Genomic DNA, 23,435 nt, shown 5'->3' with positions numbered 1-23,435 from the left:
CTCAGCCGACGGCCGAGGTGACGCCCGGCTTCCACGTCGGGCGGTCCCGCTCGAAGGCGCTGATGTCCTCGTCGTGCTGGAGGGTGAGCGAGATGTCGTCGAGGCCGTTCTCCAGGCGCCACGCGACGTAGTCGTCCACCTGGAAGGTCGCGGTGATGTCGCCGCACACGACGCCGCGGCCGGGCAGGTCGACGGTGATCTCGGTGCCGGGCTCGGCCTCGAGCTGCTTCCAGATGAGCTCGACGTCGCCCTGGTCCAGCTGCGCCGTGAGCAGGCCCTGCTTGCCGGAGTTGCCGCGGAAGATGTCGGCGAACTTGCTGGAGAGCACCACCCGGAAGCCGTACTGCTGCAGCGCCCACACGGCGTGCTCCCGGCTGGACCCGGTGCCGAAGTCCGGGCCGGCGACGAGCACCGAGCCACGGGCATACGGCTCGGTGTTGAGCACGAAGCCCGGGTCCTCGCGCCACCGGGAGAAGAGGCCTTCCTCGAAACCCGTGCGGGAGACCCGCTTGAGCCACTGGGCGGGGATGATCTGGTCGGTGTCGACGTTGGAGCGCCGCAGCGGCACGCCGATCCCGGTATGCGTGGTGAAGGGCTCCATCAGACCAGCACCTCCTGGGTCGCGTCGGCGGGGGCGAGGTCAGCCGGGCTCGACAGGGTGCCACGGACCGCGGTGGCCGCGGCGACCGCCGGGGAGACCAGGTGGGTGCGTCCGCGCGCTCCCTGCCGCCCCTCGAAGTTGCGGTTGGAGGTCGAGGCGCAGCGCTCCTCGGGGGAGAGCTGGTCGGGGTTCATGCCCAGGCACATCGAGCACCCGGCGAGCCGCCACTCGGCGCCGGCCCCGGTGAAGACCTGGTCCAGGCCCTCGGCCTCGGCCTGCTGCCGCACGGCGTGCGAGCCCGGCACGACGAGCATCCGGACGCCGGGGGCGACCTCGCGCCCGCGGAGGACGTCGGCGGCGAGGCGCAGGTCCTCGATCCGCCCGTTGGTGCACGAGCCGAGGAAGACCGCGTCCACCGCGATCTCCCGCATGGGCGTGCCGGCCTCCAGGCCCATGTAGTCCAGGGCCCGCCGGGCGGCGTCCTGGGCGTCGTCGTCACCGGCGTCCGCCGGGTCGGGGACCGCCTGCCCGAGCTGCACCGACTGGGCCGGGTTGGTCCCCCAGGTGACGTAGGGCGTCAGGCTGCTGCCGTCGATGACGATCTCGGCGTCGAAGACGGCGTCGTCGTCGGTGCGCAGCTCGCGCCACGCCTCCACCGCGGCGTCCCAGTCCGCGCCGGTCGGGGCGTGCGGACGGCCCTGGACGTAGTCGAAGGTCGTCTGGTCCGGCGCCACCATGCCGGCGCGGGCCCCGGCCTCGATCGACATGTTGCAGATCGTCATCCGGCCCTCCATCGAGAGCGCCTCGATGGCGGGGCCGCGGTACTCCAGCACGTAGCCCTGCCCGCCGCCGGTGCCGATCCGGTTGATGACCGCCAGGATGATGTCCTTGGCGCCCACCCCCTCGGGCAGCGTGCCCTCCACGGTGATCGCCATGGTGCGGAACGGGCGCAGCGGCAGCGTCTGCGTGGCGAGCACGTGCTCGACCTCCGAGGTGCCGATGCCGAACGCGAGCGCGCCGAAGGCGCCGTGCGTCGAGGTGTGGCTGTCGCCGCAGACGATGGTCATGCCGGGCTGGGTCAGCCCCAGCTCGGGGCCGATGACGTGCACGATGCCCTGGCCCAGGCGGCCCCGCTCGTGGTGCACGATGCCGAACTCCGCGCAGTTGGCCTTGAGCGCCTCGAGCTGGGTCCGGGAGGTGAGGTCGGTCACCGGGCCGAGCGTCGTCGGGACGTTGTGGTCCTCGGTGGCGAGCGTGAGGTCGGGGCGGCGGACCGGCCGTCCCTGCTCGCGGAGACCGTCGAAGGCCTGCGGGCTGGTGACCTCGTGCACGAGGTGCAGATCGATGTAGAGCAGGTCGGGCTCGCCCTCGACGGAGCGCACGACGTGCTGCGCCCAGAGCTTCTCGGCCAGGGTCAGTCCACTTCGTTCGGACACGGTTCGACCCCTTCCATGTCGCCGTGGCGGCGGGTGAGAGACAATGCCCCCAACTGTAATCCCAGTCGTTGACGTGACGTCACGGAGGTCGTCTGTGCCCACCCGCTCCCATTCCCTCGCCGTCCTGCCGGGAGACGGTGTCGGCCCGGAGGTGACCGACGCCGCTCTGGAGGTCCTCGACGCCGCGCAGCAGCGCTTCGGTTTCACGACCGAGCGCACCGTCGTCCCCCTGGGCGCCGAGCACTACCTCGAGACCGGCGAGCTGCTCACCGAGGACACCGTCGCGCAGCTGCGCGAGCACGACGCCATCCTCTTCGGCGCGATCGGCAGCCCGAAGGTGCGTCCGGGCATCCTCGAGCGGGGCATCATCCTCGCGCTGCGCGGAGCCATGCGGCAGGCGGTCAACCTGCGCCCGGTCCGGCTCTACCCCGGCGTCCCGACCCCGATCGCCGGTCTGGAGCCGCAGCGCTGCGACCTGGTCATCGTGCGGGAGAACACCGAGGGCGCCTACGTCGCGCAGGGCAGCACCGTGCACCGCGGCACCCCGGCCCGCACCGCGGTGCAGGAGTCGGTCAACACCTGGTATGCCGTCGAGCGCGCCGTCGAGTTCGCCTACCGGCTGGCCTCCGTGCGGCGCGGGCGGCTCACGCTGTGCCACAAGACCAACGTGCTGGTCGAGGCCGGGTCGCTGTGGCTCGACGTCATGGAGGAGGTCGGGCAGCGCTTCCCCGACGTGGAGACCGACTACGTCCACGTCGACGCGATGTGCATGCACCTGCCGGTGAGCCCCGAGCGCTTCGACGTCGTCGTCACCGACAACCTCTTCGGCGACATCGTCACCGACCTGGGTGCGGTCGTGCAGGGCGGCCTGGGGGTCGCCGCCAGCGGCAACCTCAACCTGGAGGGGACCGGCACGAGCATGTTCGAGCCCATCCACGGGTCGGCGCCGGACATCGCCGGTCGGGGCTGGGCCAACCCGGCGGGCGCCTGCCTCTCGCTCGCGCTCCTGCTGGGCGAGCTCGGCGAGGGCGAGGCGGCCGCCACGGTGGAGGGCGCCACCGCCGCCGTGCTGGGGCAGCTGCCGGCGCTGGCCGGGGAGGCGATGGGCGCGAGCACCGGAGAGCTCGGTGCGCGGATCGCCGCAGCGGTCGCCGAGGGGAGCACGAGCCCGGTCCCGGGGAGCCTCATGGGCCAGCTGGCCCGGGTGAGGACTGCGTGAACGACCTCTACCCCGCCCGGGCGACCGTCGACCTGGACGCCATCGCGCACAACGTGGGGGTCCTGCGGGAGCGCGCTGGCTCGGCGGAGGTCATGGCCGTCGTCAAGGCCGACGCCTATGGTCACGGGCTGGTCCCGAGCGCCCGGGCGGCGCTCGCCGGGGGCGCGGTGGCGCTCGGGGTGGCGCAGCCGACGGAGGCGCTCGCGCTGCGCGCCGCGGGGGTGGACGCCCCGCTGCTGTGCTGGCTCACCGCGCCGGGGAGGGACCTGGGGCCGTTGGTCCGCGAGGGTGTGGAGGTCGCCGCCTCGGCCCGCTGGACGCTGGACGCCCTGGCGGCGGCGGCCCGGGAGCAGGACCGGGTGGCCGTCGTCCAGCTGAAGGCCGACACCGGCCTGGGGCGCAACGGCGCGTATGCCCTGCCGCTCCGGTCGGGCCCGGACACGGACTGGTCCGACCTCGTGGCGCACGCCGCCGCGCTGCAGGCCGAGGGCGTGCTGCGCGTGCGCGGGGTCTTCAGCCACTTCGCGCACGCCGACGCGCCCTCCCACCCCACCGTCCGGGGGCAGCAGGAGACCTTCGCCCGGGCCGTCGCCGTGGCGGAGGAGGCGGGGCTGCGCCTCGAGGTCCGGCACCTGAGCAACTCCGCGGCGACCCTGACCACCCCTGAAGCGGCCTGGGACATGGTGCGCCCCGGCCTCGCCGTCTACGGGCTGACGCCGGTGCCCGAGGTGGTCTCGGCGCAGGACTTCGGGCTCCGGCCGGCGATGCGGGTCGTCGCGCGCTCCGTGCTCGCCAAGCGGCTGCCCGCCGGCCAGGGGATCTCCTACGGGCACGCCTACGCCCCCTCGCGCGAGACCACCGTCCTCGACGTCCCGATCGGGTATGCCGACGGCATACCCCGTCACGCCTCCGGCGCCGGTCCGGTCCAGGTGCGCGGGCAACGGTTCTCCGTCTCCGGCCGCGTGTGCATGGACCAGTTCGTCGTGGACGTCGGCGACCTGGACGTCGACGACGGCGAGGAGGTGGTGCTCTTCGGTCCGGGGGACGAGGGGGAGCCCACCGCGCAGGAGTGGGCCGACGCCGCGGGGACCATCAGCTACGAGATCGTCAGCCGCCTGGGTTCCCGGGTGCCGCGGGAGCACGTCGGGGCGATCGCCGGATGACCCCGGAGCAGGAACGGCGGTGGACGCTGCCGACGGCGCAGGACACCCGGGACCTCGGGCGCGAGCTGGGCGCGGTGCTCCGCGCGGGCGACCTGGTGGTGCTCACCGGCGACCTCGGCGCCGGGAAGACGACCTTCACCCAGGGGCTGGCCGAGGGCCTGGGCGTGCGGGGGCCGATCACCTCGCCGACCTTCGTCATCGCCCGGGTCCACCCGTCCCTCACCGGGGGCCCGGACCTCGTGCACGTGGACGCCTACCGGCTCTCCGGCGGAGCCGAGCTGGACGACCTCGACCTGGACGCCTCGCTGGAGGAGTCGGTGACGGTGGTCGAGTGGGGGGAGGGGCTGGCCGAGAGCCTGGCCGCGCAGCGGCTCGAGGTGCTGCTGCAGCGCTCCCGGAGCGAGGACGAGGAAGAGCAGGAGCGGGTCGCGGTGCTGCGCGGGGTGGGGGAGCGCTGGGCCGACGGACTGGACGAGGTGGGGCAGGAGCGATGAGCGCACCGACGATCCTCACGGTATGCACCGGCAACGTCTGCCGCTCCCCGCTGCTGGAGCGGATGCTCCAGCGCGACGTCGACGGCGCGCACGGACCCGGACGCGTCGCCGTCCGCTCCGCCGGGACCGGGGCGCTCGTCGGCGCGCCCATGGACGAGCGGTCGGCCGAGATCCTCGTCGGGCTGGGTGGCGACCCGACCGGGTTCGTGGCCCGGCGGCTCACCGCCGAGCTGGTGTCCGACGCCGCTCTCGTCCTCGCCGCGACGCCGACGCACCGCTCGCAGGTCGTCCAGCTGGACCCCCGTGCGCTGCGGCGGACCTTCACCGCGCAGGAGTTCGCCGGGCTGGTCGCGGCCGTGCCGGACGAGGACCTCCCGACGTGGGAGGAGCCGGCCACGGCTCTGGCCGAGCTGTGCACGGCGGCCCGGGCCGCCCGGGGCGCCGCGACCCGCCCGGCCGGCGAAGGTCTGGTCGATCCCTACCGGCAGCCGGACGCGGTCTACGACCGGCTCCGGGCCCAGGTGGTGGAGCTCAGGCCGCTCCTCGCCCGCGGTCTCGCCCGCTGAGCCGGGAGGGGTCCGGGCGCAGCAGCCGCGGCCAGCGTCGCGGGCGCCGGCGGGGCAGCCGGAGCAGCGCGACGGCGACGAGGGCCTGCGGCTCGAGATGCCCCAGCTCGCGGGAGTCGGTGCCGTGCCCGTCGGAGAGCACCCAGAGCGCTCCGTCGTGACGGATGCCCGCCAGCCGCTTGACCGCCAGGGGCCGGGGACTGCCGGCGTGGTCCGGCGGCAGTCGGACCACGACGACGGAGCCAGGACGCGGCCGGCCGCCGTGGCGGACCAGCAGCCGGTCACCGGGCGCCAGGATCGGCAGCATCGAGGATCCGGTCACGCGCGCCACCCCCACCGCGCCGGGGTGTCCCCACGTGTCACTCACACGCGGTAGGGTAGCGAGCGACCCAGGGGTGACATCGGGTCGACGATGGGATGAGCACGAGATGTCCAAGGAACGGACATTTTCTGCGTGTGGGGTAGACGCCGTCGGGGGTTGGTGCTTTACTGAGAGCTAGGTAAAGATTCAGTAAGGTCAGGCTGATAGGGGATCGGCCGCATACCGCAGGGACAGGATGGGAATTGCCGTGACCGTGATCGCAGGCACCGCAGCACGTGAGGCGTCGGGGACGTCGATGAGAACCGTCGACGCCAGCTACCCCTTCGTCATCCCGGACTCGCTCCAGGGGATGGTCGACCGACCGAGCGGCGGTCGCAGGACGCCGCACCGTGCCCGGCGCTACCTCGCGCCCTACCTCAGCACCCTCAAGGTGCTCGACCTCGTGCTCATCACCGTGGCGGTCCTGGTCGCCTACGTGACCCGCTTCGGGCTGGACGAGTCCATGCAGCGGGTCTCCGGCATCGGCTACGGCTACATCGCCTTCACCCTGGTTCTCGTCTGGGTGCTCGCCCTCCACGTCCAGCGGGCCTACGACGGCCGCACCGTGGGCCACGGGGTGCAGGAGTACCGCCAGGTCTTCGCCGCCTCCACCTGGGTCTTCGCCGCCGTCGCCATCGTCGGCTTCGCCTTCCGGCTCGAGATCGCCCGTGGCTTCGTGATCCTGGCCTTCCCGCTGGGGACGTTGATGCTGCTCGCCGGCCGCTGGGGCGCCCGGCGCTGGCTGGTGGCCCGTCGCAAGAGCGGCCAGCTGTCCGACCGCGTCATCCTCGTCGGTGACGCGAACCACGTCGCCGGGCTCGTCACCGCGCTGCGCCGCAGCCCGGACGCCGGCTACAACGTCCTGGGCGCCTGCGTCGACGACGCCGAGGGCACGGTGCAGGGCGTGCCGGTGCTCGGCCCGGAGTCGGACGTGCTGCTCCAGGCCCTCGACCACCACGTGGACGTCGTGGCGGTCTCCTCCTCGGCCGGCCTCGGGACCACCGGGCTGCGCCAGCTCGGGTGGGCGCTGGAGTCGACCGACATCGACCTCGTCGTGGCCCCCGGCATCATGGACGTCGCCGGCCCCCGGGTGCTCACCCGCCCGGTGCAGGGCCTGCCGCTCATCCACGTCGAGGCCCCGCGCTTCGTCGGGCCGGAGCGGGTGCTCAAGAACGTCATGGACCGGCTCATGGCCCTGGCGGTCACGCTGGTCCTGCTGCCGGTCATGCTCGCCGTGGCGCTGGCGGTCAAGCTCGAGGACCGCGGCCCGGTGCTCTTCCGTCAGGAGCGCATCGGCCAGGACGGTCGCAGCTTCTCGATGTTCAAGTTCCGCAGCATGGTCATGGACGCCGAGGACCGGCTCGCCGAGCTGAGGGACTCCAACGAGGGCGCCGGCCCGATGTTCAAGATGCAGCGCGACCCGCGGGTCACCCGCGTGGGCGCCTTCATCCGGCGCTACTCCCTGGACGAGCTGCCCCAGCTGCTCAACGTGCTGCGCGGCGAGATGAGCCTGGTCGGACCCCGTCCGCCGCTGCCGCGCGAGGTGGCCGAGTATGCCCGCGACACGCACCGCCGTCTGCTGGTGCGGCCCGGCATGACCGGCCTGTGGCAGATCAGCGGCCGCAGCGACCTCTCCTGGGAGGAGGCGGTGCGCCTCGACCTCTACTACGTGGAGAACTGGAGCCCCCTCCTCGACGGCATGATCATGTGGCGCACCGCGCGGGTCGTGCTCGGCTCCGAGAGCGGCGCCTACTGAGCGAGCCCGCCTCGGCTAGGGTGCCCGGGTGAGCTCCCGCGTCGCCTATCTCGGCCCGGCCGGCACCTTCACCGAGCAGGCCGTGCGCCAGTGGGACGTCGGTCGCGCTCACGAGGCGTGGCCGGCGCCCACCGTTCCGGCCGCGATCGCCGCGCTGCGCGAGGGCGACGCCGAGGCGGCGGTGGTCCCCTTCGAGAACTCGGTGGAGGGGTCCGTGCCCGCCACCCTCCAGGCCCTCCTCGAGGACGCCCGGGTGCGGATTTGCGAGGAGATCCTCGTCGAGGTGCAGTTCGACCTCCTGTCCCGCGGCAGCACGACCCTCGGCCAGGTCGACGTCGTGGCCACGCACCCGCACGCGGCGGCCCAGACCAGGGACTGGTTGGCGCAGCACCTGCCGCGGGCCGAGCTCGTCCAGGAGTCCTCGACCGCGCGCGCCGCGCAGGCGGTGGCCGAGGGTCGCTACGACGCCGCGATCGCCTCGCCCGAGGCAGGGGCGGCCTACGGGCTCACCCCCCTCGCCCGGCGGATCGCCGACCGGGACGGTGCCCTGACCCGGTTCGTCCTGCTGCGCCGTGACGCACCGGTGCCCCCGTCGACCGGGGCGGACCGCACCACCCTCGTCGCCCTGATCTGGCAGAACCGGCCGGGCGCGCTCCTCGAGCTGCTGGAGCAGTTCGCCGTCCGGGGGATCGACCTGACCCGGCTGGAGTCCCGCCCGACCGGTGAGGGCCTGGGGGAGTACTGCTTCTGGATCGACGCCGACGCGCACCTGTCCGAGGCGCGGATGAGCGAGGCGCTGCTGGGGCTGCGGCGCACGTGCCGCGACGTGCGCTTCCTCGGCTCCTACCCCCGCGCCGACGGCCGGGTGCCCGCGGTGCCCGTGCACGCGGACGAGCAGGCGTACCGCGAGGCGCGGGAGTGGCTCGAGAGCCTGTGACCCGGTCCGGCGCCGCTCAGCGGTCCAGCTGGAGCCAGCGGGTCCAGCCGCCGTTGAGGACGAGCCAGGCCATGAGGCCGTAGCCCGCCTGGCCGGGGTGCACGGTGTCGCCGGCGGCCAGGTCGGACTGCCACTGGTCGTGGCTGAGCAGGGGGGCGAAGCAGTCGACGTAGGGCACGCCGCGGCGGGCGCAGACGTCGGCGAGCGCGTCGGCGAGCACCTGCAGCTTGCCGTTGACCTCGGCGTCCAGCGTGGGCGTCGGGCCGACGACGAAGGTGGCGATGCCCGTCGAGCTGGCCTCGTCCAGCACGTTGGCCAGGTTGAGGCGGGAGCGGGCGGTCGTCACGCCCTGGGCGACGTCCTCCGCGCCCACGCCGATGACGAGGCGGCGCTCGGACCGGCCCGCCCAGCGGGCCGGGCACTCCGCGCGCCAGCGGGCCATGACGTCGGCCGAGCTCGCGCCGCGCACCCCGAGGTTGTAGCTCGTGAGCGAGCCGCCCTCGTCGGCGGCGAGATCGGTGCGTCCCACCACCCGGTTGACCCAGCCCAGGGCCTTGGGGTCCCCGTAACCGGCGACGAAGCCGTCGCCGACGAAGCACAGGCCGACGTCACGTGGACCCTCGGCGACCTGGAAGTCGGCGCTGGGGGTGTACTCCAGCTCCACCCGCCCCTCGCGCTCAGCGCTGCTCACTGCTCTCCTCTTCGTCCTCGTCCAGGCCGCGGTGCCACGACTGGGTGACGTATTTGGTCTCCCACCCCAGCGAGCGGTAGAGCCCGTCGGCGCCGGTGGGGGAGTCGGCGTCGACCTCCAGCCCGACGGCGGCACGGCCACGGGCGGCCGCGTCCGCGATCACCGTGCGCAGCAGACCCTTGGCGACGCCGCGTCCGCGGGCCCGGCGGTGGACCCCGATGTAGTCGATGTAGGAGGTGTCCGGGCTGGCCGTGCCGTCCTCGCCGACGCCGCCGCGGCTGATCGAGGCCACCACGGCCCCGGCCGGCTCGCCGTCCACCGTGGCCAGCCACCAGTGGTCCCACCGGTGGCCCGGGTCCTCGCGCAGCCGCGCGACGAACTCCTCGAAGGTCTCGCGGTAGGAGTTGAAGTGGTCGGCGAAGGACTGCTCCAGCACGAGGTGCACGGCGCGCAGGTCCTCCTCGTCGGGCATACCCACGCCGTCGTCCTGCCGCACCCGGAAGATCTTGACGCCCTCCTTGAGCTCCGGCAGACCCTCGTCCGTCCCGGGGTCGACGGCTCGCGTCATCTGCCACCAGTCGCGGACGTGGTCGTAGCCCGCCTCGCGGAGCCAGCGCTGCTGCCGCTCGTCGTCGGCGAAGGCGCCGGAGTCCAGCTGCGTGCTCTCCATCCCGCGCTCGGCGAGCAGCTCGCGGCCCAGCTCGTCCACCCGGGTGAACGCCCACCGCGCCAGCGGGTCGGCCTCCTCGTCCGGGAGGTCGGGGTCGAGGGTGACGCCGACGAGCACGCGGCCCGCGGCCCGGTCGTGCAGGCTCAGCCAGGCACGGGCCGTGCCGTGGGCGTCGCGCACCATCTCGTGACGGTGCGTGCTCGCGCCCCGCCCGCTGACCTCGGCCCGGACGGTGTCGCTCTGCGCCCCGGGCCATCCACGGGCCTCGCGCTCGTGGCGGCGGAGCAGGCGGACGAGGTCGTCGATGTCCTCCTCGCCCGGGGCGGAGGCCGACAGACCCTCCGGCAGCCGGGCGGGTCCGACCAGCGCGCCGCTCATGCGCGACCGGAGAAGGCCTCGTCGTGCAGGGCTGCCTGCTCGACGGCGTGCACCTTGGCCGACCCGGTGGCGGGGGAGGCCGAGGCCGGACGGCTCACGACGCGCAGCGGACGCTCCTCGCCGTGCTGCTGCAGGGCCTCGGGCAGGTTGAGCGCCATGAACGGCCACGCACCCTGGTTCTTCGGCTCGTTCTGCACCCAGACCAGCTCGGCCTCGGGGTACTCCGCGGTGAGCTTGGCGAGCTGCTTGCCCGGGACGGGGTAGAGCTGCTCGACGCGCAGGATGGCGGTCCGGTCGTCCTCGCGCTTGGTGCGCTCGTCCTCCAGGTCGTAGACCAGCTTGCTCGAGGCGAGCAGGACCCGCTCCACCTTGCTCTTGTCGAGGTCGGCGCGGTCGGGCAGCACCGGCTCGAAGGTGCCCTCGACGAAGTCCTCCACCGGGCTCGCGCCCGCCTTGAGCCGGAGCATGGCCTTCGGGGTGAAGACGATGAGCGGCCGCCGCGGCCGGGCGGTGGAGTGCGACCGCAGCAGGTGGAAGTAGGACGCCGGCGTCGAGGGGTAGGCGACCATCATGTTGGCCTCGGCGCACTGCGAGAGGAAGCGCTCGATGCGGGCCGAGGAGTGGTCCGGGCCCTGGCCCTCGTAGCCGTGCGGCAGGAGCAGGACCACCGAGCTGCGCTGGTCCCACTTCTGCTCCGAGGAGCTGATGAACTCGTCGACGACGACCTGGGCGCCGTTGACGAAGTCCCCGAACTGGGCCTCCCAGAGGACGAGGGCGTCGGTCTGCTCCACGGAGTAGCCGTACTCGAAGCCCATGGCCGCGAACTCCGAGAGCAGCGAGTCGTAGACCTCGAAGGTGGCGCCGTCGTGCTCCTTCGCCAGCGTGTGCAGCGGGGTCCAGTTCGCGGCCGTCTCGTTGTCGGTGAGGACCGCGTGCCGCTGCACGAAGGTGCCGCGGCGGCTGTCCTGCCCGACGAGCCGGACCGGCGTGCCGTCGATGACGAGGGAGCCGAAGGCCAGCAGCTCGGCCATGCCCCAGTCGATCCCGCCCTTGCGGGTCATCTCCTGGCGCGAGGTGAGCAGCTTGGCCAGCTTGGGGTGGACGGTGAAGCCCTCCGGCGGGTTGCCGAAGGCGTCGCCGATGGCCTCGACCGTGCTCTGGTCGATCGCCGTCGGGCGCGGCGCGGCGGCCTGGTCGCCCTTCTCCTGGGCGTGCGGGCGCTCGAGCCCCTGTCCGCCGTCATCCTCCTTGAGCGCCTTCTTGGTCTCGGTGAAGACGTTCTCCAGCTGCTTCTGGTAGTCGCGCAGCGCCGCCTCGGCGTCGTCGACCGTGATGTCGCCGCGGCCGATGAGCGACTCGGTGTAGAGCTTGCGGACCGAGCGCTTGGCCTCGATGAGGTCGTACATCAGCGGCTGGGTCATCGAGGGGTCGTCGCCCTCGTTGTGGCCCCGCCGGCGGTAGCAGACGAGGTCGATGACGACGTCGGTGCTGAACTCCTGGCGGAACTCGTAGGCCAGCTCTGCGACCCGCACCACGGCCTCCGGGTCGTCGCCGTTGACGTGGAAAATCGGTGCCTGCACCGTGCGCGCGAGGTCGGTGCAGTAGACCGAGGAGCGCGAGTGCTGCGGTGCGGTCGTGAAGCCGACCTGGTTGTTGATGACCACGTGCAGCGTCCCGCCGGTCCGGTATGCCGGGAGCTGGGACATCTGCATCGTCTCCAGCACGACGCCCTGGCCGGCGAAGGCGGCGTCACCGTGCATGAGCACCGGCATCACCGTCGAGGGGTCCGCGCCGGTCTCCCGGCTCACGCGGTCCTGCTTGGCCCGGGTGATCCCCTCGAGCACCGGGTTGACCGCCTCCAGGTGGGAGGGGTTGGCGGCCAGGTAGACGCGGGTGGTCTTGCCGTCCTCGGTGGTGAACTCGCCCTCGGTGCCGAGGTGGTACTTCACGTCACCGGATCCGTGCACCGAGCCGGGGGACTGCTTGCCCTCGAACTCGCGGAAGATCTGGCCGTAGGACTTGCCGGCGAGGTTGGCGAGCACATTGAGGCGGCCGCGGTGGGGCATACCGATCGTCACCTCGCTCAGCCCGTCGTCGGCGGCCCGGTTGAGCACCTTGTCCAGCAGCGCGATGACCGACTCGCCGCCCTCGAGGCTGAACCGCTTCTGACCGACGAACTTGGTCTGCAGGAAGGTCTCGAAGGCCTCCGCGGCGTTGAGCCGGCGCAGGATCCGCAGCTGCTCGGCCGGTGCGGGCTTCTCGAAGGGCACCTCGAGCTTCTTCTGGAACCACTGGCGCTGCTCGGGGTCCTGGATGTGCATGTACTCGATGCCGACGGTGCGGCAGTAGGTGTCGCGCAGGATGCCCAGGATGCGCCGCAGGCTGAGCCGCGGCTTGCCGCCGAAGCCGCCGGTCGGCACCTCGCGGTCCAGGTCCCACAGGGTCAGCCCGTGGTTCTCGATGGCTAGGTCCGGGTGGCGGCGCTGGCGGTACTCCAGCGGGTCGGTGTCGGCCATGAGGTGGCCGCGGACCCGGTAGGCGTGGATGAGCTCCTGGATGCGACTCGGCTTGGAGATGTCGTCGTCGTGCGTGGCCGCGATGTCGAGGTTCCAGCGGATCGGCTCGTAGGGGATCCGCAACGAGGTGAAGATGTCGTCGTAGAAGCCGTCCTGCCCCAGCAGGAGCTGGTGCATGATCTTGAGGAACTCACCGGACTGCGCACCCTGGATGATGCGGTGGTCGTAGGTCGAGGTGAGGGTCAGGATCTTGCTCACGGCGTTGGCGACGATCCGCTCGCTCGCCGCACCCTGCCACTCCGCGGGGTAGTCCAGCGACCCGACGCCGATGATGGCGCCCTGCCCCTTCATGAGCCGGGGCACGGAGTGCAGCGTGCCGATGCCGCCGGGGTTGGTGAGGCTGATCGTCGTGCCCTGGAAGTCCTCGATGGTGAGCTTGCCGTCGCGCGCCTTGCGCACGACGTTCTCGTAGGCGCTCCAGAAATCGTAGAAGCTCATCGCCTCCGCGCTCTTGATGCTCGGGACGAGCAGCTGGCGGGTGCCGTCGGACTTGGGCACGTCGATGGCCAGGCCGAGGTTGACGTGCGCGGGCTCGACGAGGGTCGGCTTTCCGTTCTCGACGGAGAAGCCGTTGTTCATCGCCGGCATCGACTTCAGCGCCCGGACCATGGCGTAGCCGATGAGGTGGGTGAAGCTGACCTTGCCACCACGGCTGCGCGCGAGGTGGTTGTTGATGACGGTGCGGTTGTCGATGAGCAGCTTGGCGGGCAGGTTGCGCGCGCTGGTCGCGGTCGGGACCTCCAGCGAGGTGTCCATGTTGGACACCACCCGTGCGGCCGCCCCACGCAGCGGGACGAGCGTGACATCCTCCTGCGGGCCGCTCTTCTTCGGGGCCGGGGCCTCGCGGGACATCGGCGCCTTGGCGCCCTTGTCCTCATCCTTGCCGCCACCGCCGCTCTTGTCCTTGCCGCTGCTGCCGCCGCCGCTCTTCCCCCCGTCGGTCTTGGTGTCCGGGGTGCTCGCCTTGTCGTCGTCCTTGGGCGTGGGCTTGCTCATGTCCTGGGAGCTGGCCTCGCCGTCGGTGCTGCCCTTGCCCTTGCTGCTGTCCTCATCCTTGCCGGACGTCGTGGACCTGCCGCCGGAGGTGGACGACCCCTTCTCCCGCGGCGGTGCCGGCGCGACCTTGGGTCCGCTGGCGGGCGCGGTGCGGGTCGAGGCCCCGCCGTTGCTGTCGGCGCTCCGGCCCGACGACTGCGGCGACGAGGACGTCGGGGTGGAGGAAGGGGTCTTCGACCCCGACCCGTTGCTGCTGGAGGAGCCGTTCTCGAAGTAGCGTCTCCAGGCGGGGTCGACCGACCCGGGATCCTCGTCGAACTGCTCCCGCATGTCCTCGACGAGCCACTCGTTGGCTCCGAAGTCGACGGTGGTGTCGCTGCTCTGCGGGTTGGCCACGGGGTCTGCGCCTCATCTCACGTCCGGGGACTGCCGCACGCGCGCCGACAAGCGCACGCGCCACCCTCAGCCTATCGTCTGCGCGAACCGGGCGCAGGAGGTGGTCCGGGGGTGGCGCGGACGCGTCAGGCGACGTCGCGACGTGCGGTGACGATCCAGCCGAGGACAGTCATGACCAGCGCGTAGCCGAGGAGCACCAGCGCGGCCACCCACCAGGTCAGCAGGTCACCGCCGCCGAAGATGTCGGCGGCCTCGGCGTCCACCCCGGCATACAGGTCGAGGGCCGCCGTCGTCGCCTGGCTGGGGAAGTAGCGCGCGGCCTCGGCCACCGGGTCGAGGAACTGGATGAGGAAGCTCAGCAGCGGCTCGACGAGCAGGGCGATGGCGATGCCCGCGAAGAGGGCCACGACCTGGTTGGTGACGAGCACACCGAGCCCGAACCCGATGAGGCCCCAGAGCACGAGGACGAGGAGCAGCCGCAGCAGCGTCAGCACCAGACCGCCCGCGTCGGGGAAGAGGGCGACGTCGCCGGAGAGCAGGATGAGCCCGCCTCCCACGAGGCTGCCCGCGATGAAGGCCAGCCCGTTGAGGGTGACGACGACCGCCAGGGCGAGCAGCTTGCCCAGGATGAGCCGGCCCCGCCGCGGGGTGCTCAGCAGCGTGCCGGTGATGGTCTGGTGGCGGAACTCCCCGCTCATCGACAGGATGCCGAGGACGAGGGCCAGCAGGTAGCCGAACTGGAAGCCGCCGGTGTAGACCAGCCGGGCGATCGCGGTCTCGCCGAAGGCCTCGACCGGGGCGATCGTCTGGCCGTCCGGCCCCGGGATCTCGCCGAAGCTCACGAGGGCGAAGCCCTGCAGCGCGGCGAAGAGGCCACCGACGAGGAACATCGCCACCGGCATGGTCCAGGAGATGCGGGTGGTGCTGGTCTTGCGCAGCTCGGCGCGCACGAGCGTCATCATCAGGCGGCCTCCGTCCCGGTCGAGCGGTTGCGGTTGCGGTGCTCGGGCGACTCGGTCAGCTCCAGGAAGAGCCGCTCGAGGTCGGTCCGCAGCGGTCGGAGCTCGTGCACCGGCTGCCCCGCCGCCAGCGCGACGTCGCCCACGGCGGCCAGGTCGCCGGTGTGGACCCGCAGCGCGCCCTCGCCCTGGTCGGGCGCGAGCTCGACCTGCAGCCCGGCCTGCTCCAGGGCGTGGCCCAGGGCTCCGGGATCGGCGGTGCGCGCCAGCACGGCCGGCTCGCCGTGCAGCTCGTCCATGGTGCCGCGGCGCACCAGCCGGCCGTTGGCGATGATGACGACGTCCTCGACGGTCTGCTCGACCTCCCCGAGGAGGTGGGAACTGACGAGCACGGTCTTGCCCTGCTCCGCGGCCAGGTGGCGCATGAAGCCGCGCATCCACCGGATGCCCTCGGGGTCCAGGCCGTTGGCCGGCTCGTCGAGCAGCAGCACGTCGGGGTCCCCGAGCAGCGCCGCCGCGAGACCCAGTCGCTGGCGCATACCCATGGAGTAGCCGCCGGCCTTCTTGCGCGCCGCCGCGGGGATGCCGACGAGCTCGAGCAGCTCGTCGACCCGGGAGTCGGGGATGCCGTGCGTCGCGGCGAGCACCCGCAGGTGGTTGCGCCCGGTGCGCCCGGGGTGGAACCCGGTCGCCTCGAGGGCCGCCCCGACCGTGGTCATCGGCCGCGGCAGGTCGGCATACCGCCGCCCGCCGATGAGCGCCTCGCCCGCCGTGGGGGTGATGAGCCCGAGCAGCATCCGCAGGGTCGTCGTCTTGCCGGCGCCGTTGGGCCCGAGGAAGCCGGTCACCCGCCCGGGGGCGACCTCGAAGGTCAGGTCGTCGACGGCGGTGAAGGTGCCGAAGCGTTTGCTGAGCCCCCGCACGCTGATCCCCGTCCCGGGCGCGGCCTGCGCGTCTGGTGTCGTCATGCGTCCAGTCAAGCAGCGCGCTCACCGGGCGGGCATCAGTCCCCGGGGGGAGATCCGGTCCGCTCCCGTCCCCCCTGAGTGGGAGTCAGCCGAGGCGTACGGCCACGGTCTTGGTGCGGGTGAAGCCGGCGAGCGCCTCGATCCCCTTCTCCCGGCCGTAGCCCGAGGCCTTGACCCCGCCGAAGGGCAGCTCCACGCCACCCCCGGCGCCGAAGGTGTTGACGAAGACCTGGCCCGCCTCGAGGTCCGCCGCGAGCCGGTGCGCCCGCGACAGGTCGCGGGTCCACAGCGCCGCGATGAGCCCGTATGCCGTGCCGTTCGCGAGGGCGAGCGCCTGCGCCTCGTCCTCGAAGGGCGTCGTGACCAGGACCGGCCCGAAGACCTCCTCCTGGGCGATGGGCTCCCGGGGATCCACCCCGTCGATGAGCGTGGGCAGCCAGAAGGCGCCGTCCGCGCCACCGTCGGTGGGAGCCGACCCCCCGACCACGAGCTCGCCGCTGCGGGCGCCCTCGACGTAGCCGCGCACCCGTTCCTGCTGCCGGACCGACACGAGCGGGCCCAGGTCGGGGTCGTCGAGCCCGCGGCCGAGGGTGGTCGCGCGGAAGCGTTCGGCGACCGCGGCGACGAGCTCCTCCCGGACGTCGGCGTGCACGACGAGCCGGGAGCCGGCCGAGCACGTCTGGCCGGCGTTCTGCAGGATGCTGCGGGTGATGGCGTCGGCCGCCGCCTCGAGATCGGCGTCGGCGAAGACCACGTGGGCGGACTTGCCGCCCAGCTCCAGCACCGCCGGGACGACCCGCTCGGCGGCGGCGCGGGCGACCGCGCGGCCCGTCTCGGTCGAGCCGACGAACCCGAGGTGGGTGATCTGCGGGTGGGCGGTCAGGGCCGCCCCGGCCTCGGCCCCCAGGCCCGGCACGACGTTGACGACCCCGTCCGGCACGTCGGCCTCCTGGGCCAGGGCGGCGAGCGCGAGCGCGGTGCGCGGCGTCTCGTCCGCCGGCTTGAGCACGACGGCGTTGCCGGTCACCGCTGCGGCGGCCATGGACCGGGCCGCGAGCTGGAGCGGGTAGTTCCAGGCGACCACGCTGCCGACGACGCCGTAGGGCTCGCGCCGGGTGTAGGCGTGCAGCTCCGGGCCGAGCGGAATGGCCTCGCCGTAGAAGGCCTCGACGACCCGGCCGTAGTAGCGCAGGTAGCGCGCCGCCACGGTCGCGTCGGCGCGGGCCTGGGACAGCGGCTTGCCGGTGTCCTGGGACTCGGTGCGGGCCAGCTGCTCGCGGTGCTGGTCGACGAGGTCGGCCCAGCGGGTGAGGGTGTCGGCGCGGTGCTCGGGCGAGGTCGCGGCCCAGGCCGGCTGCGCCCGCGCCGCGGCCTGCACGGCACGGTCGACCTCGGCGGGTCCGGAGCGGGCGACCTGGCCGAGGACCGAGCCGTCGGCGGGGTCGATGTTGTCGTAGGTCTGCTCGGCCGGCAGCTCGGTGCCGCCGACGAAGGGGAGGGCGGTGAACATACCGCTCACCGTAGGGCGCCCGCCGGATCAGTGCAGTCGCAGGGCCGGGACCTCACCGGCGGGGACGGTCCACCCGATCGGCGTGCCCACCCCCTCCGGCACCTCGCCGACGAGGAGCAGCCCGCCGCTGGTCTGCGCGTCGGCGAGCAGCAGCAGGTCGTCCTCGTCGACGTGGCTGCCCGGATCGAGGTGCGGCCGCACCCAGTCCAGGTTGCGCCGGGTGCCCCCGGGCACGTAGCCGCTCGCGAGGCTCTCCCGGGCGCCCGCGATCGCCGGGACCGCATCGACGTCGAGCTGCGCGGAGACCCCGGAGGCCCGGCACATCTTCCACAGGTGCCCCAGCAGCCCGAAGCCGGTGACGTCCGTGCCCGCCCGCACGCCCGCGGCCACCGCGGCGGCGGAGGCCTCGCGGTTGAGCGCGGTCATGGTCGCCACCGCCTCGGGGAAGACCTCGCCGGTGCGACCGTGCCGGTTGTTGAGGATGCCGCTGCCGAGCGGCTTGGTGAGCGTGAGCGGGAGGCCGGGGGTCGCGGCGTCGTTGCGGATGAGCTGGTCGGCCCGGGCGGTGCCGGTCACGGCGAGGCCGTAGAGCGGCTCCGGGGAGGTGATCGAGTGGCCGCCGGCGAGCGGGCACCCGGCCAGCGCGGCGACCTCGGCACCGCCGCGCAGCACCTCCCGCGCGAGGTCGTCGTCGAGGTCGGAGGGCCAGCCGAGCAGGTTGATCGCCAGGACCGGCGTGCCGCCCATCGCCCAGACGTCGGAGAGCGCGTTGGCCGCCGCGATCCGGCCCCAGTCGGCCGGGTCGTCCACGACCGGGGTGAAGAAGTCGGCCGTCGAGAGCACCGCGAGCTCACCCTCCAGCCGGACGGCTGCGGCGTCGTCCCCGTGCTCGACCCCGACGAGGAGCCGGGCCGCCGCGTCGCCGGCCGGTGCCGGCAGGCCGTCGACCAGCTGCTCGAGCCGCTCGGCCGGGATTTTGCAGGCGCACCCTCCGCCCGCCGCCAGGGAGGTGAGCCGGGGGGACGGAGGGCGGGGTCCGGTCGTGCGCTCGGGCATACCGACGAGCCTAGGAGGAGGGGTCGCGGGTGAGGAGCCTGCGGGTGTCCGCCGCGTCACGGAGGGTATGCCCCCGCGCATCCAGGTGCTCGAGCAGCGCGATCGCGACCCTGCGGCTGACCCCGAGGGCGGTGCGCGCCGCGCTCGTGGTGAACGGCTGCGGCAGGTCGGCGAGGGCGGCCAGGGCGCGCGCCGGTGCCTGCGCACCGAGGAGGACCTCGCCCGGCAGCCGGAGGACGGTGCCGCGGCCGCTCGCGGCGGCGATCTCGCGCCCGCCGATGCCCAGGGCCTCGAGCTCCGGGCGGTTGGGCGCGTCCAGGGGGTCCCGGGCCAGACGGTGGAGGAGAGCGGTCAGGCCGGGAGGGTCGTCCGGGACGGCCGTCGGCGGGTGCGCCGGTCCCCGGTCGTGCCGGGCGGTCGGCCCCACGCGGTCGTCGCGCACCGCCAGCTGCTGGCGGGCCGCGACCGCCTCGAGCGTCGCCCGGTCCGGCACGCCGACCTGATGCCGCAGCGTCGTGAGCGTGGTGCCGAGCGGCAGCCAGGGGTCGAGCGGGTCCGCGTCAGCGCGCTCGCGGACCAGCGCGGCGAGCGCCTCGCCCCACAGCCGGGCCGTGGCGGCGGTGACCACCCGGCCGTCCAGCTCCACGCCGTGCGCGTCCTGACGCAGCGCCGCGGCCCGGCGCCGTGCGGCGCCGCTGCGCCGCAGCGGCGGGACCACCGCATCGAGCACCTCCGCCCCGACGAGGGCCCCCTCGCGGCCCGGGTCCCGCAGGATCACCCGGTCGCCCGGCACGAGCGGCAGCGGGGCCTCGGTGTGCAGCCGGGCGTGGCACGCCTCCAGGACGCGCAGCCGGCCCGGCACCGCCGCCGTGCCGACGTGCACGCTCACCCGGGCGGGGAGCACGTCGGCGTCGAGCAGGACGTCCGTCGTCGACGTCGGCCACCACGGTCGCTCCCCGCCCAGCAGCGCCTGACCGCGGCCGACCTCGTCCACCTCCACGCCGCGCAGGTTGAGCGCCACCCGGGCCGGTCCGCCGACGCGGGCGGCGTCGCGTCCCAGGGTCTGCAGCCCCCGCACCAGGACCGGGCGGCGCGGCGACCCGCGGGCCGAGGTCAGCAGCAGCCGGTCCCCGGCCGCGACGCTTCCCGCAGGCAGCGTGCCGGTGACGACGGTGCCCGCGCCGCGCACGGTGAAGGACCGGTCGACCCACAGCCGCACCGGGGCGTCTGCGGGAGGGACGGGCATACCCGCGACGCAGGAGTCGAGGAGGGACCGTAGGTCCTCCAGCCCCTCGCCGGTGCGCGCCGACACGCAGGCGGCGGGTATGCCGGAAAGGCTCGTCCCCGCGAGCCGCTCGCGGGCCTCCGCCAGCGCTGGGCCGGGGTCGGCGAGGTCGCAGCGGGTCACGGCGAGCACGCCGTGCCGCAGCCGCAGCGCGTGCGCCGCGAGGAGGTGCTCGGTGGACTGGGCGCTCCAACCGCCGTCGGCCGCGACGACGAGGAGCACCGCGGCGCTGGGGCCGAGACCGCTGAGCATGTTGCCGATGAACCGGCGGTGGCCCGGCACGTCGACGAAGGCCACGGCGCCGGAGCGGGGGAGGGTGGTCCAGGCATACCCGAGGTCGAGGGTGAGCCCGCGCCGGCGCTCCTCCGCCCACCGGTCCGGCTCCATCCCGGTGAGCGCGCGCACCAGCGCGGACTTGCCGTGGTCGACGTGGCCGGCGGTGGCGACGACCGTCATCGGCGGGGCTGTTCAGGTACGTCGGCGGCGGCCTCGACCACCGCCCGCAGGAGCACCTCGTCCTGCTCCTCGGGTATGCACCGGGGGTCGAGCAGGCAGCGTCCCTCGTGCACCCGGGGCAGGACCGCCGGTCGTCCCAGGCGCAGACGCTGCGCCAGGTCCTCGGGGACCGCGACCGCCCAGCCGGGCAGCTCCACGCCCGGGGCGCCGCCGCCGCCCACGCGCCCCGCGTGCGGCACCACCTCGGCCTCGATATCGTGCCCGCGCAGCGCCGCGGCCAGGCGGTCGGCGCGCTCGCGCAGCCCCGGGCCCCGGGCGCGCCGGGCGAGGGTCACCGGCGTGGAGCCGCGGTCGCAGACGGTCGCGGCCAGGGCGGCCAGGGTGAGCTTGTCGACGCGCAGGGCGCGTGCCATCGGGTGCCGCCGGAGCCGCGCCACCAGGTCGGCGTCCCCGAGGACGATCCCGGCCTGCGGCCCGCCGAGGAGCTTGTCGGCGCTCGCCGTGACCAGCCCGGCGCCGTCGCGCAGCGTGGTCCGTGCGTCCGGCTCGTCGGGCAGGTCTCCGTCCGGCTCCAGCAGCCCGCTGCCGGGGTCGACGACGAGCGGCAGGTCGCGCTCGCGGGCGAGCCCGGCGAGGCGCGCCACCGTCACGCTGCTGACGAAGCCCTCGACGCGGAAGTTGCTGGGGTGCACCTTGAGCAGCGCACCGACGTCCGCTCCCGGCCGGTCGAGCGCGTCCTCGTAGTCCCTCAGGTGGGTGCGGTTGGTCGTGCCGACCTCGCGCAGCCGCGCCCCGCCGGACTCCACGAGGTCGGGCAGCCGGAAGCCGTCGCCGATCTCGACCATCTCGCCCCGGCTGACCACGACCTCCCGGCCGGCCGCGAGCGCGGTGGTGGCCAGGAGCAGGGCGGCCGCACCGTTGCCGACGACCAGCGCGTCCTGCGCCTCCGGCACCGCCCCGCGCAGCGCGTCGAGCACCTCGCCGCCGCGCCGGTCGCGGGCGCCGGTGGCCAGGTCCAGCTCGACGTCGGCATACCCAGCGGCGTCGAGGAGGGCGGCCCGTGCCGCCTCGCCCAGCGGCGCGCGGCCGAGGTTGGTGTGGACGACCACGCCTGTGGCGTTGAGGACAGGCCGTGGGCCGCCGCCCGCGTCGAGGGCGGCCAGCTGTATGGCTGCCGTGGCGACGACGGCTGCCGGGTCGAGATCCCCGTCGCCGGCGCGCGCCCGCCGCTGCACCTCGCGGACGACCGGGAGCGCACGCTCGTGACCCAGGCGGGTGACGTGGGGCGCGACCGCGGGGGCGCGCAGCACTGCGTCCGTGGACGGTATGCCGCGGCGCGGGTCTGGTTGCCCGGGCTGCCGTGGTGCCCGACCCGGGCGACCGCCCTGGCCTTCACCCATGAGCTCGTGTCTCACGCCTTCCCACCTTGTCGGGACAACCCCCGCCTCCCGGTGGGGACAGCCGGCTCGTGGGCGGCGGCGGGACTCGGCAGGCTCGCGGACATGCATCCACCACCCACCGTCCCGAACGTAGCAGGGCTCCTCCGGGGAGGCGCGGCCCTGTGCCTCACCGTGTGCCTCTGCCTGGGTGTCCTGGTGTCAGGCACTCCGCGAGCCGTGGCCGGACCCGACGCGGACACCTATGACGCCGGCGCCGCAGAACGCTTCGTGACCGACTACGTCGCGACCAACGACATCGCCGGGGCGGCCTACGTCGTGGTGGAGGACGGCGCCGTCGTCGTGACCGGGGCAGCGGGGACGTCACCGCGCATACCCCCATGGCGGTCGGCTCCCTGGCGAAGTCCTTCACCGCCTTCGCGGTCCTGCAGCTGGTCGACGACGGCACGGTGACCCTCGGCGCACCGGTCACCGACTACCTGCCGGCGTTCTCCATGCAGGGGGCGGATTCCTCGGCGATCACGGTCCGACCCCGGGACGGAGTACCACTACAGCAACCTCAACTACCGCACGCTCGCACGGCTCGTGGAGGTGGTCTCCGGCGAGCAGTTCGATGCCTATCTGGAGGAGCACATCTTCACCCCGCTCGGGATGGAGGACACGACGTCGGTCCTGACGGCGAGCGACCGACCGGGCCTGGACGCCGGGTCCGTCTCGATGTACGGCTTCGCGCTCCCGCTGCGCGAGCTGCGGGCCTCCGTGGGAGGCGCTGGAGGAGTGATCAGCACCGCTGAGGACCTGGGCGCCTGGCTGTCCATGAAGCAGCAGGGTGGCGTGGCGCCGAACGGGGTCAGGCTGCTCTCCGCCGACCTCGTGGAGCAGTCCCACGAGAAGCAGCCGGGCACCGGGACCTACGCCCTGGGGTGGCAGCACACCAGCACCGCCGATCCCCCTCGGATCGGTCACGACGGCGCGCTGACGCGCTATGCGGCCCGCCAGGACCTGGTGCCGAGCAGTGGTCTGGCGACAGCCGTCCTGCTGACACCTTCACCACGACGTACTCCCACCCCTTCGAGATCAGCACCGGCCTCGTCGACATCGGCCTGGGACGCGTGCCCGAGGTGGGCCGCCCCACGTCGACGATCATCGACCTCGTCCTGCTCGCGGTGAGCGCCCTCGTCGTCGCGCTCGGGATCCGTGGGGTGTCGAGGGCGGGGGCATGGTCCCGCGCACGAGCTGGGCACGGATGGTGGCGACGGCTGCTGCGGCTCTCACCGCACGCCGTCATGCCGGCGTGCGCGGCCTTCCTCTTCATCGGCCTGACCGTGGGGCCCGGCAACCCGGCCACGCCGCTGGACGTCTTCGGACTCTGGTCCGCCGCGCTGATCCTCGTGGCGGTCTGGGCGCTCGTGAGCCTGGTCGTGGTGGCGACGCGGCTCCTCGCCTTCCGGGAGGAGGGGCGGAGGCGGACAGGAATCGAACCTGCCAACGACGACGGGTCGCCGTTCCACGGGTTTGAGACCCGGGGGGCCCACCAGGAACCCTGACACCTCCTCGCAGACCT

19 protein-coding genes, 1 tRNA gene and 1 pseudogene are annotated in these 23,435 nt (G+C 73.7%); 8 read left to right on the top strand and 13 right to left on the bottom strand.

Going from position 1 to position 23,435, the window contains the following annotated elements; all coding sequences use genetic code 11:
- Position 1: 1 nt before the first annotated feature.
- Positions 2-601: a 3-isopropylmalate dehydratase small subunit gene (gene leuD / locus SGUI_RS06530; protein ID WP_066637815.1), complete on the bottom strand. Its 600-nt coding sequence runs from the start codon at positions 599-601 to the stop codon at positions 2-4.
- Complete coding sequence (leuC, locus tag SGUI_RS06525) at positions 601-2,037, bottom strand: 3-isopropylmalate dehydratase large subunit (RefSeq protein ID WP_066637813.1); 1,437 nt, start codon at positions 2,035-2,037, stop codon at positions 601-603. The genes leuD and leuC overlap by 1 nt, the downstream gene beginning before the upstream one ends.
- A 43-nt stretch (positions 2,038-2,080) precedes the next feature.
- On the opposite strand from leuC, the gene SGUI_RS06520 reads away from it, so the two are divergent.
- Genes SGUI_RS06520 through SGUI_RS18270 form a run of 4 tightly spaced genes read left to right on the top strand, consistent with a single transcriptional unit; the run spans position 2,081 to position 5,479 of the window.
- On the top strand, positions 2,081-3,256 hold the full coding sequence (locus tag SGUI_RS06520; protein ID WP_083190540.1) for a 3-isopropylmalate dehydrogenase: 1,176 nt from the start codon (positions 2,081-2,083) through the stop codon (positions 3,254-3,256).
- Positions 3,253-4,419 (top strand): alanine racemase, encoded by a 1,167-nt coding sequence (gene alr, locus SGUI_RS06515; RefSeq protein WP_066637809.1) that lies wholly within the window; start codon positions 3,253-3,255, stop codon positions 4,417-4,419. Before SGUI_RS06520 ends, alr begins: the two co-directional genes overlap by 4 nt.
- Complete coding sequence (tsaE, locus tag SGUI_RS06510; RefSeq protein WP_066637807.1) at positions 4,416-4,913, top strand: tRNA (adenosine(37)-N6)-threonylcarbamoyltransferase complex ATPase subunit type 1 TsaE; 498 nt, start codon at positions 4,416-4,418, stop codon at positions 4,911-4,913. Before alr ends, tsaE begins: the two co-directional genes overlap by 4 nt.
- On the top strand, positions 4,910-5,479 hold the full coding sequence (locus SGUI_RS18270) for an arsenate reductase/protein-tyrosine-phosphatase family protein (RefSeq protein ID WP_066637798.1): 570 nt from the start codon (positions 4,910-4,912) through the stop codon (positions 5,477-5,479). The genes tsaE and SGUI_RS18270 overlap by 4 nt, the downstream gene beginning before the upstream one ends.
- Here SGUI_RS18270 and SGUI_RS18265 read toward each other — a convergent pair.
- The gene (locus SGUI_RS18265; protein ID WP_066637796.1) at positions 5,445-5,846 is read right to left on the bottom strand and encodes a S24 family peptidase; all 402 of its coding nucleotides are present in this window, start codon (positions 5,844-5,846) and stop codon (positions 5,445-5,447) included. The two genes, SGUI_RS18270 and SGUI_RS18265, sit on opposite strands and share 35 nt — an antisense overlap.
- Before the next feature lie 250 nt (positions 5,847-6,096).
- Here SGUI_RS18265 and SGUI_RS06495 point away from each other — a divergent pair, with 250 nt between their 5' ends.
- Both SGUI_RS06495 and pheA read left to right on the top strand, forming a co-directional pair.
- Positions 6,097-7,596 (top strand): sugar transferase, encoded by a 1,500-nt coding sequence (locus tag SGUI_RS06495; RefSeq protein WP_202816611.1) that lies wholly within the window; start codon positions 6,097-6,099, stop codon positions 7,594-7,596.
- A 28-nt stretch (positions 7,597-7,624) separates the two neighbouring features.
- A complete protein-coding gene (gene pheA / locus SGUI_RS06490; RefSeq protein WP_066637794.1) occupies positions 7,625-8,533 on the top strand; it encodes a prephenate dehydratase in 909 nt (302 codons plus the stop codon).
- Positions 8,534-8,549: 16 nt separating this feature from the next.
- On the opposite strand, the gene SGUI_RS06485 is transcribed toward pheA, so the two are convergent.
- From SGUI_RS06485 to selA, 9 genes are all read right to left on the bottom strand, one after another.
- Entirely contained in the window at positions 8,550-9,224 is a 675-nt protein-coding gene (locus SGUI_RS06485; protein WP_066637792.1) for a GDSL-type esterase/lipase family protein, read from the bottom strand.
- Entirely contained in the window at positions 9,211-10,272 is a 1,062-nt protein-coding gene (locus SGUI_RS06480; RefSeq protein WP_066637790.1) for a GNAT family N-acetyltransferase, read from the bottom strand. Before SGUI_RS06480 ends, SGUI_RS06485 begins: the two co-directional genes overlap by 14 nt.
- A complete protein-coding gene (locus SGUI_RS06475) occupies positions 10,269-14,240 on the bottom strand; it encodes a multifunctional oxoglutarate decarboxylase/oxoglutarate dehydrogenase thiamine pyrophosphate-binding subunit/dihydrolipoyllysine-residue succinyltransferase subunit (RefSeq protein ID WP_066637787.1) in 3,972 nt (1,323 codons plus the stop codon). Before SGUI_RS06475 ends, SGUI_RS06480 begins: the two co-directional genes overlap by 4 nt.
- Before the next feature lie 125 nt (positions 14,241-14,365).
- On the bottom strand, positions 14,366-15,202 hold the full coding sequence (locus SGUI_RS06470; protein WP_066637784.1) for an ABC transporter permease subunit: 837 nt from the start codon (positions 15,200-15,202) through the stop codon (positions 14,366-14,368).
- Positions 15,202-16,167 (bottom strand): ABC transporter ATP-binding protein, encoded by a 966-nt coding sequence (locus tag SGUI_RS06465; RefSeq protein ID WP_066637781.1) that lies wholly within the window; start codon positions 16,165-16,167, stop codon positions 15,202-15,204. Before SGUI_RS06465 ends, SGUI_RS06470 begins: the two co-directional genes overlap by 1 nt.
- Before the next feature lie 85 nt (positions 16,168-16,252).
- Positions 16,253-17,677, bottom strand: coding sequence for an aldehyde dehydrogenase family protein (locus SGUI_RS06460; protein WP_066637778.1), 1,425 nt, complete (start codon positions 17,675-17,677; stop codon positions 16,253-16,255).
- A gap of 27 nt (positions 17,678-17,704) precedes the next feature.
- Positions 17,705-18,733: a selenide, water dikinase SelD gene (gene selD, locus SGUI_RS06455; protein WP_066637775.1), complete on the bottom strand. Its 1,029-nt coding sequence runs from the start codon at positions 18,731-18,733 to the stop codon at positions 17,705-17,707.
- Positions 18,734-18,743: 10 nt separating this feature from the next.
- Positions 18,744-20,474 carry a selenocysteine-specific translation elongation factor gene (locus tag SGUI_RS06450; protein WP_066637772.1) on the bottom strand — a complete coding sequence of 577 codons (1,731 nt, stop codon included), beginning with the start codon at positions 20,472-20,474 and terminating at the stop codon, positions 18,744-18,746.
- Positions 20,471-21,874, bottom strand: coding sequence for an L-seryl-tRNA(Sec) selenium transferase (selA, locus tag SGUI_RS06445; protein ID WP_066637769.1), 1,404 nt, complete (start codon positions 21,872-21,874; stop codon positions 20,471-20,473). The genes SGUI_RS06450 and selA overlap by 4 nt, the downstream gene beginning before the upstream one ends.
- 216 nt (positions 21,875-22,090) lie before the next feature.
- Here selA and SGUI_RS17965 point away from each other — a divergent pair, with 216 nt between their 5' ends.
- Positions 22,091-22,324, top strand: coding sequence for a hypothetical protein (locus tag SGUI_RS17965; protein WP_237141525.1), 234 nt, complete (start codon positions 22,091-22,093; stop codon positions 22,322-22,324).
- A pseudogene (locus tag SGUI_RS06440) lies at positions 22,252-23,041 on the top strand (serine hydrolase domain-containing protein). The gene SGUI_RS17965 and the pseudogene SGUI_RS06440 overlap by 73 nt, the downstream one beginning before the upstream one ends.
- A 290-nt stretch (positions 23,042-23,331) precedes the next feature.
- On the opposite strand, the gene SGUI_RS17365 reads toward SGUI_RS06440, so the two are convergent.
- Positions 23,332-23,425: transfer RNA gene (locus SGUI_RS17365), tRNA-Sec, on the bottom strand.
- Between the last annotated feature and the right edge of the window lie 10 nt (positions 23,426-23,435).

It is taken from the genome of Serinicoccus hydrothermalis (assembly GCF_001685415.1).
GTDB lineage: Bacteria > Actinomycetota > Actinomycetes > Actinomycetales > Dermatophilaceae > Ornithinicoccus > Ornithinicoccus hydrothermalis.
Note: the sequence above shows the minus strand (reverse complement) of the source record. Positions and strands in the feature narration are given on the sequence as shown.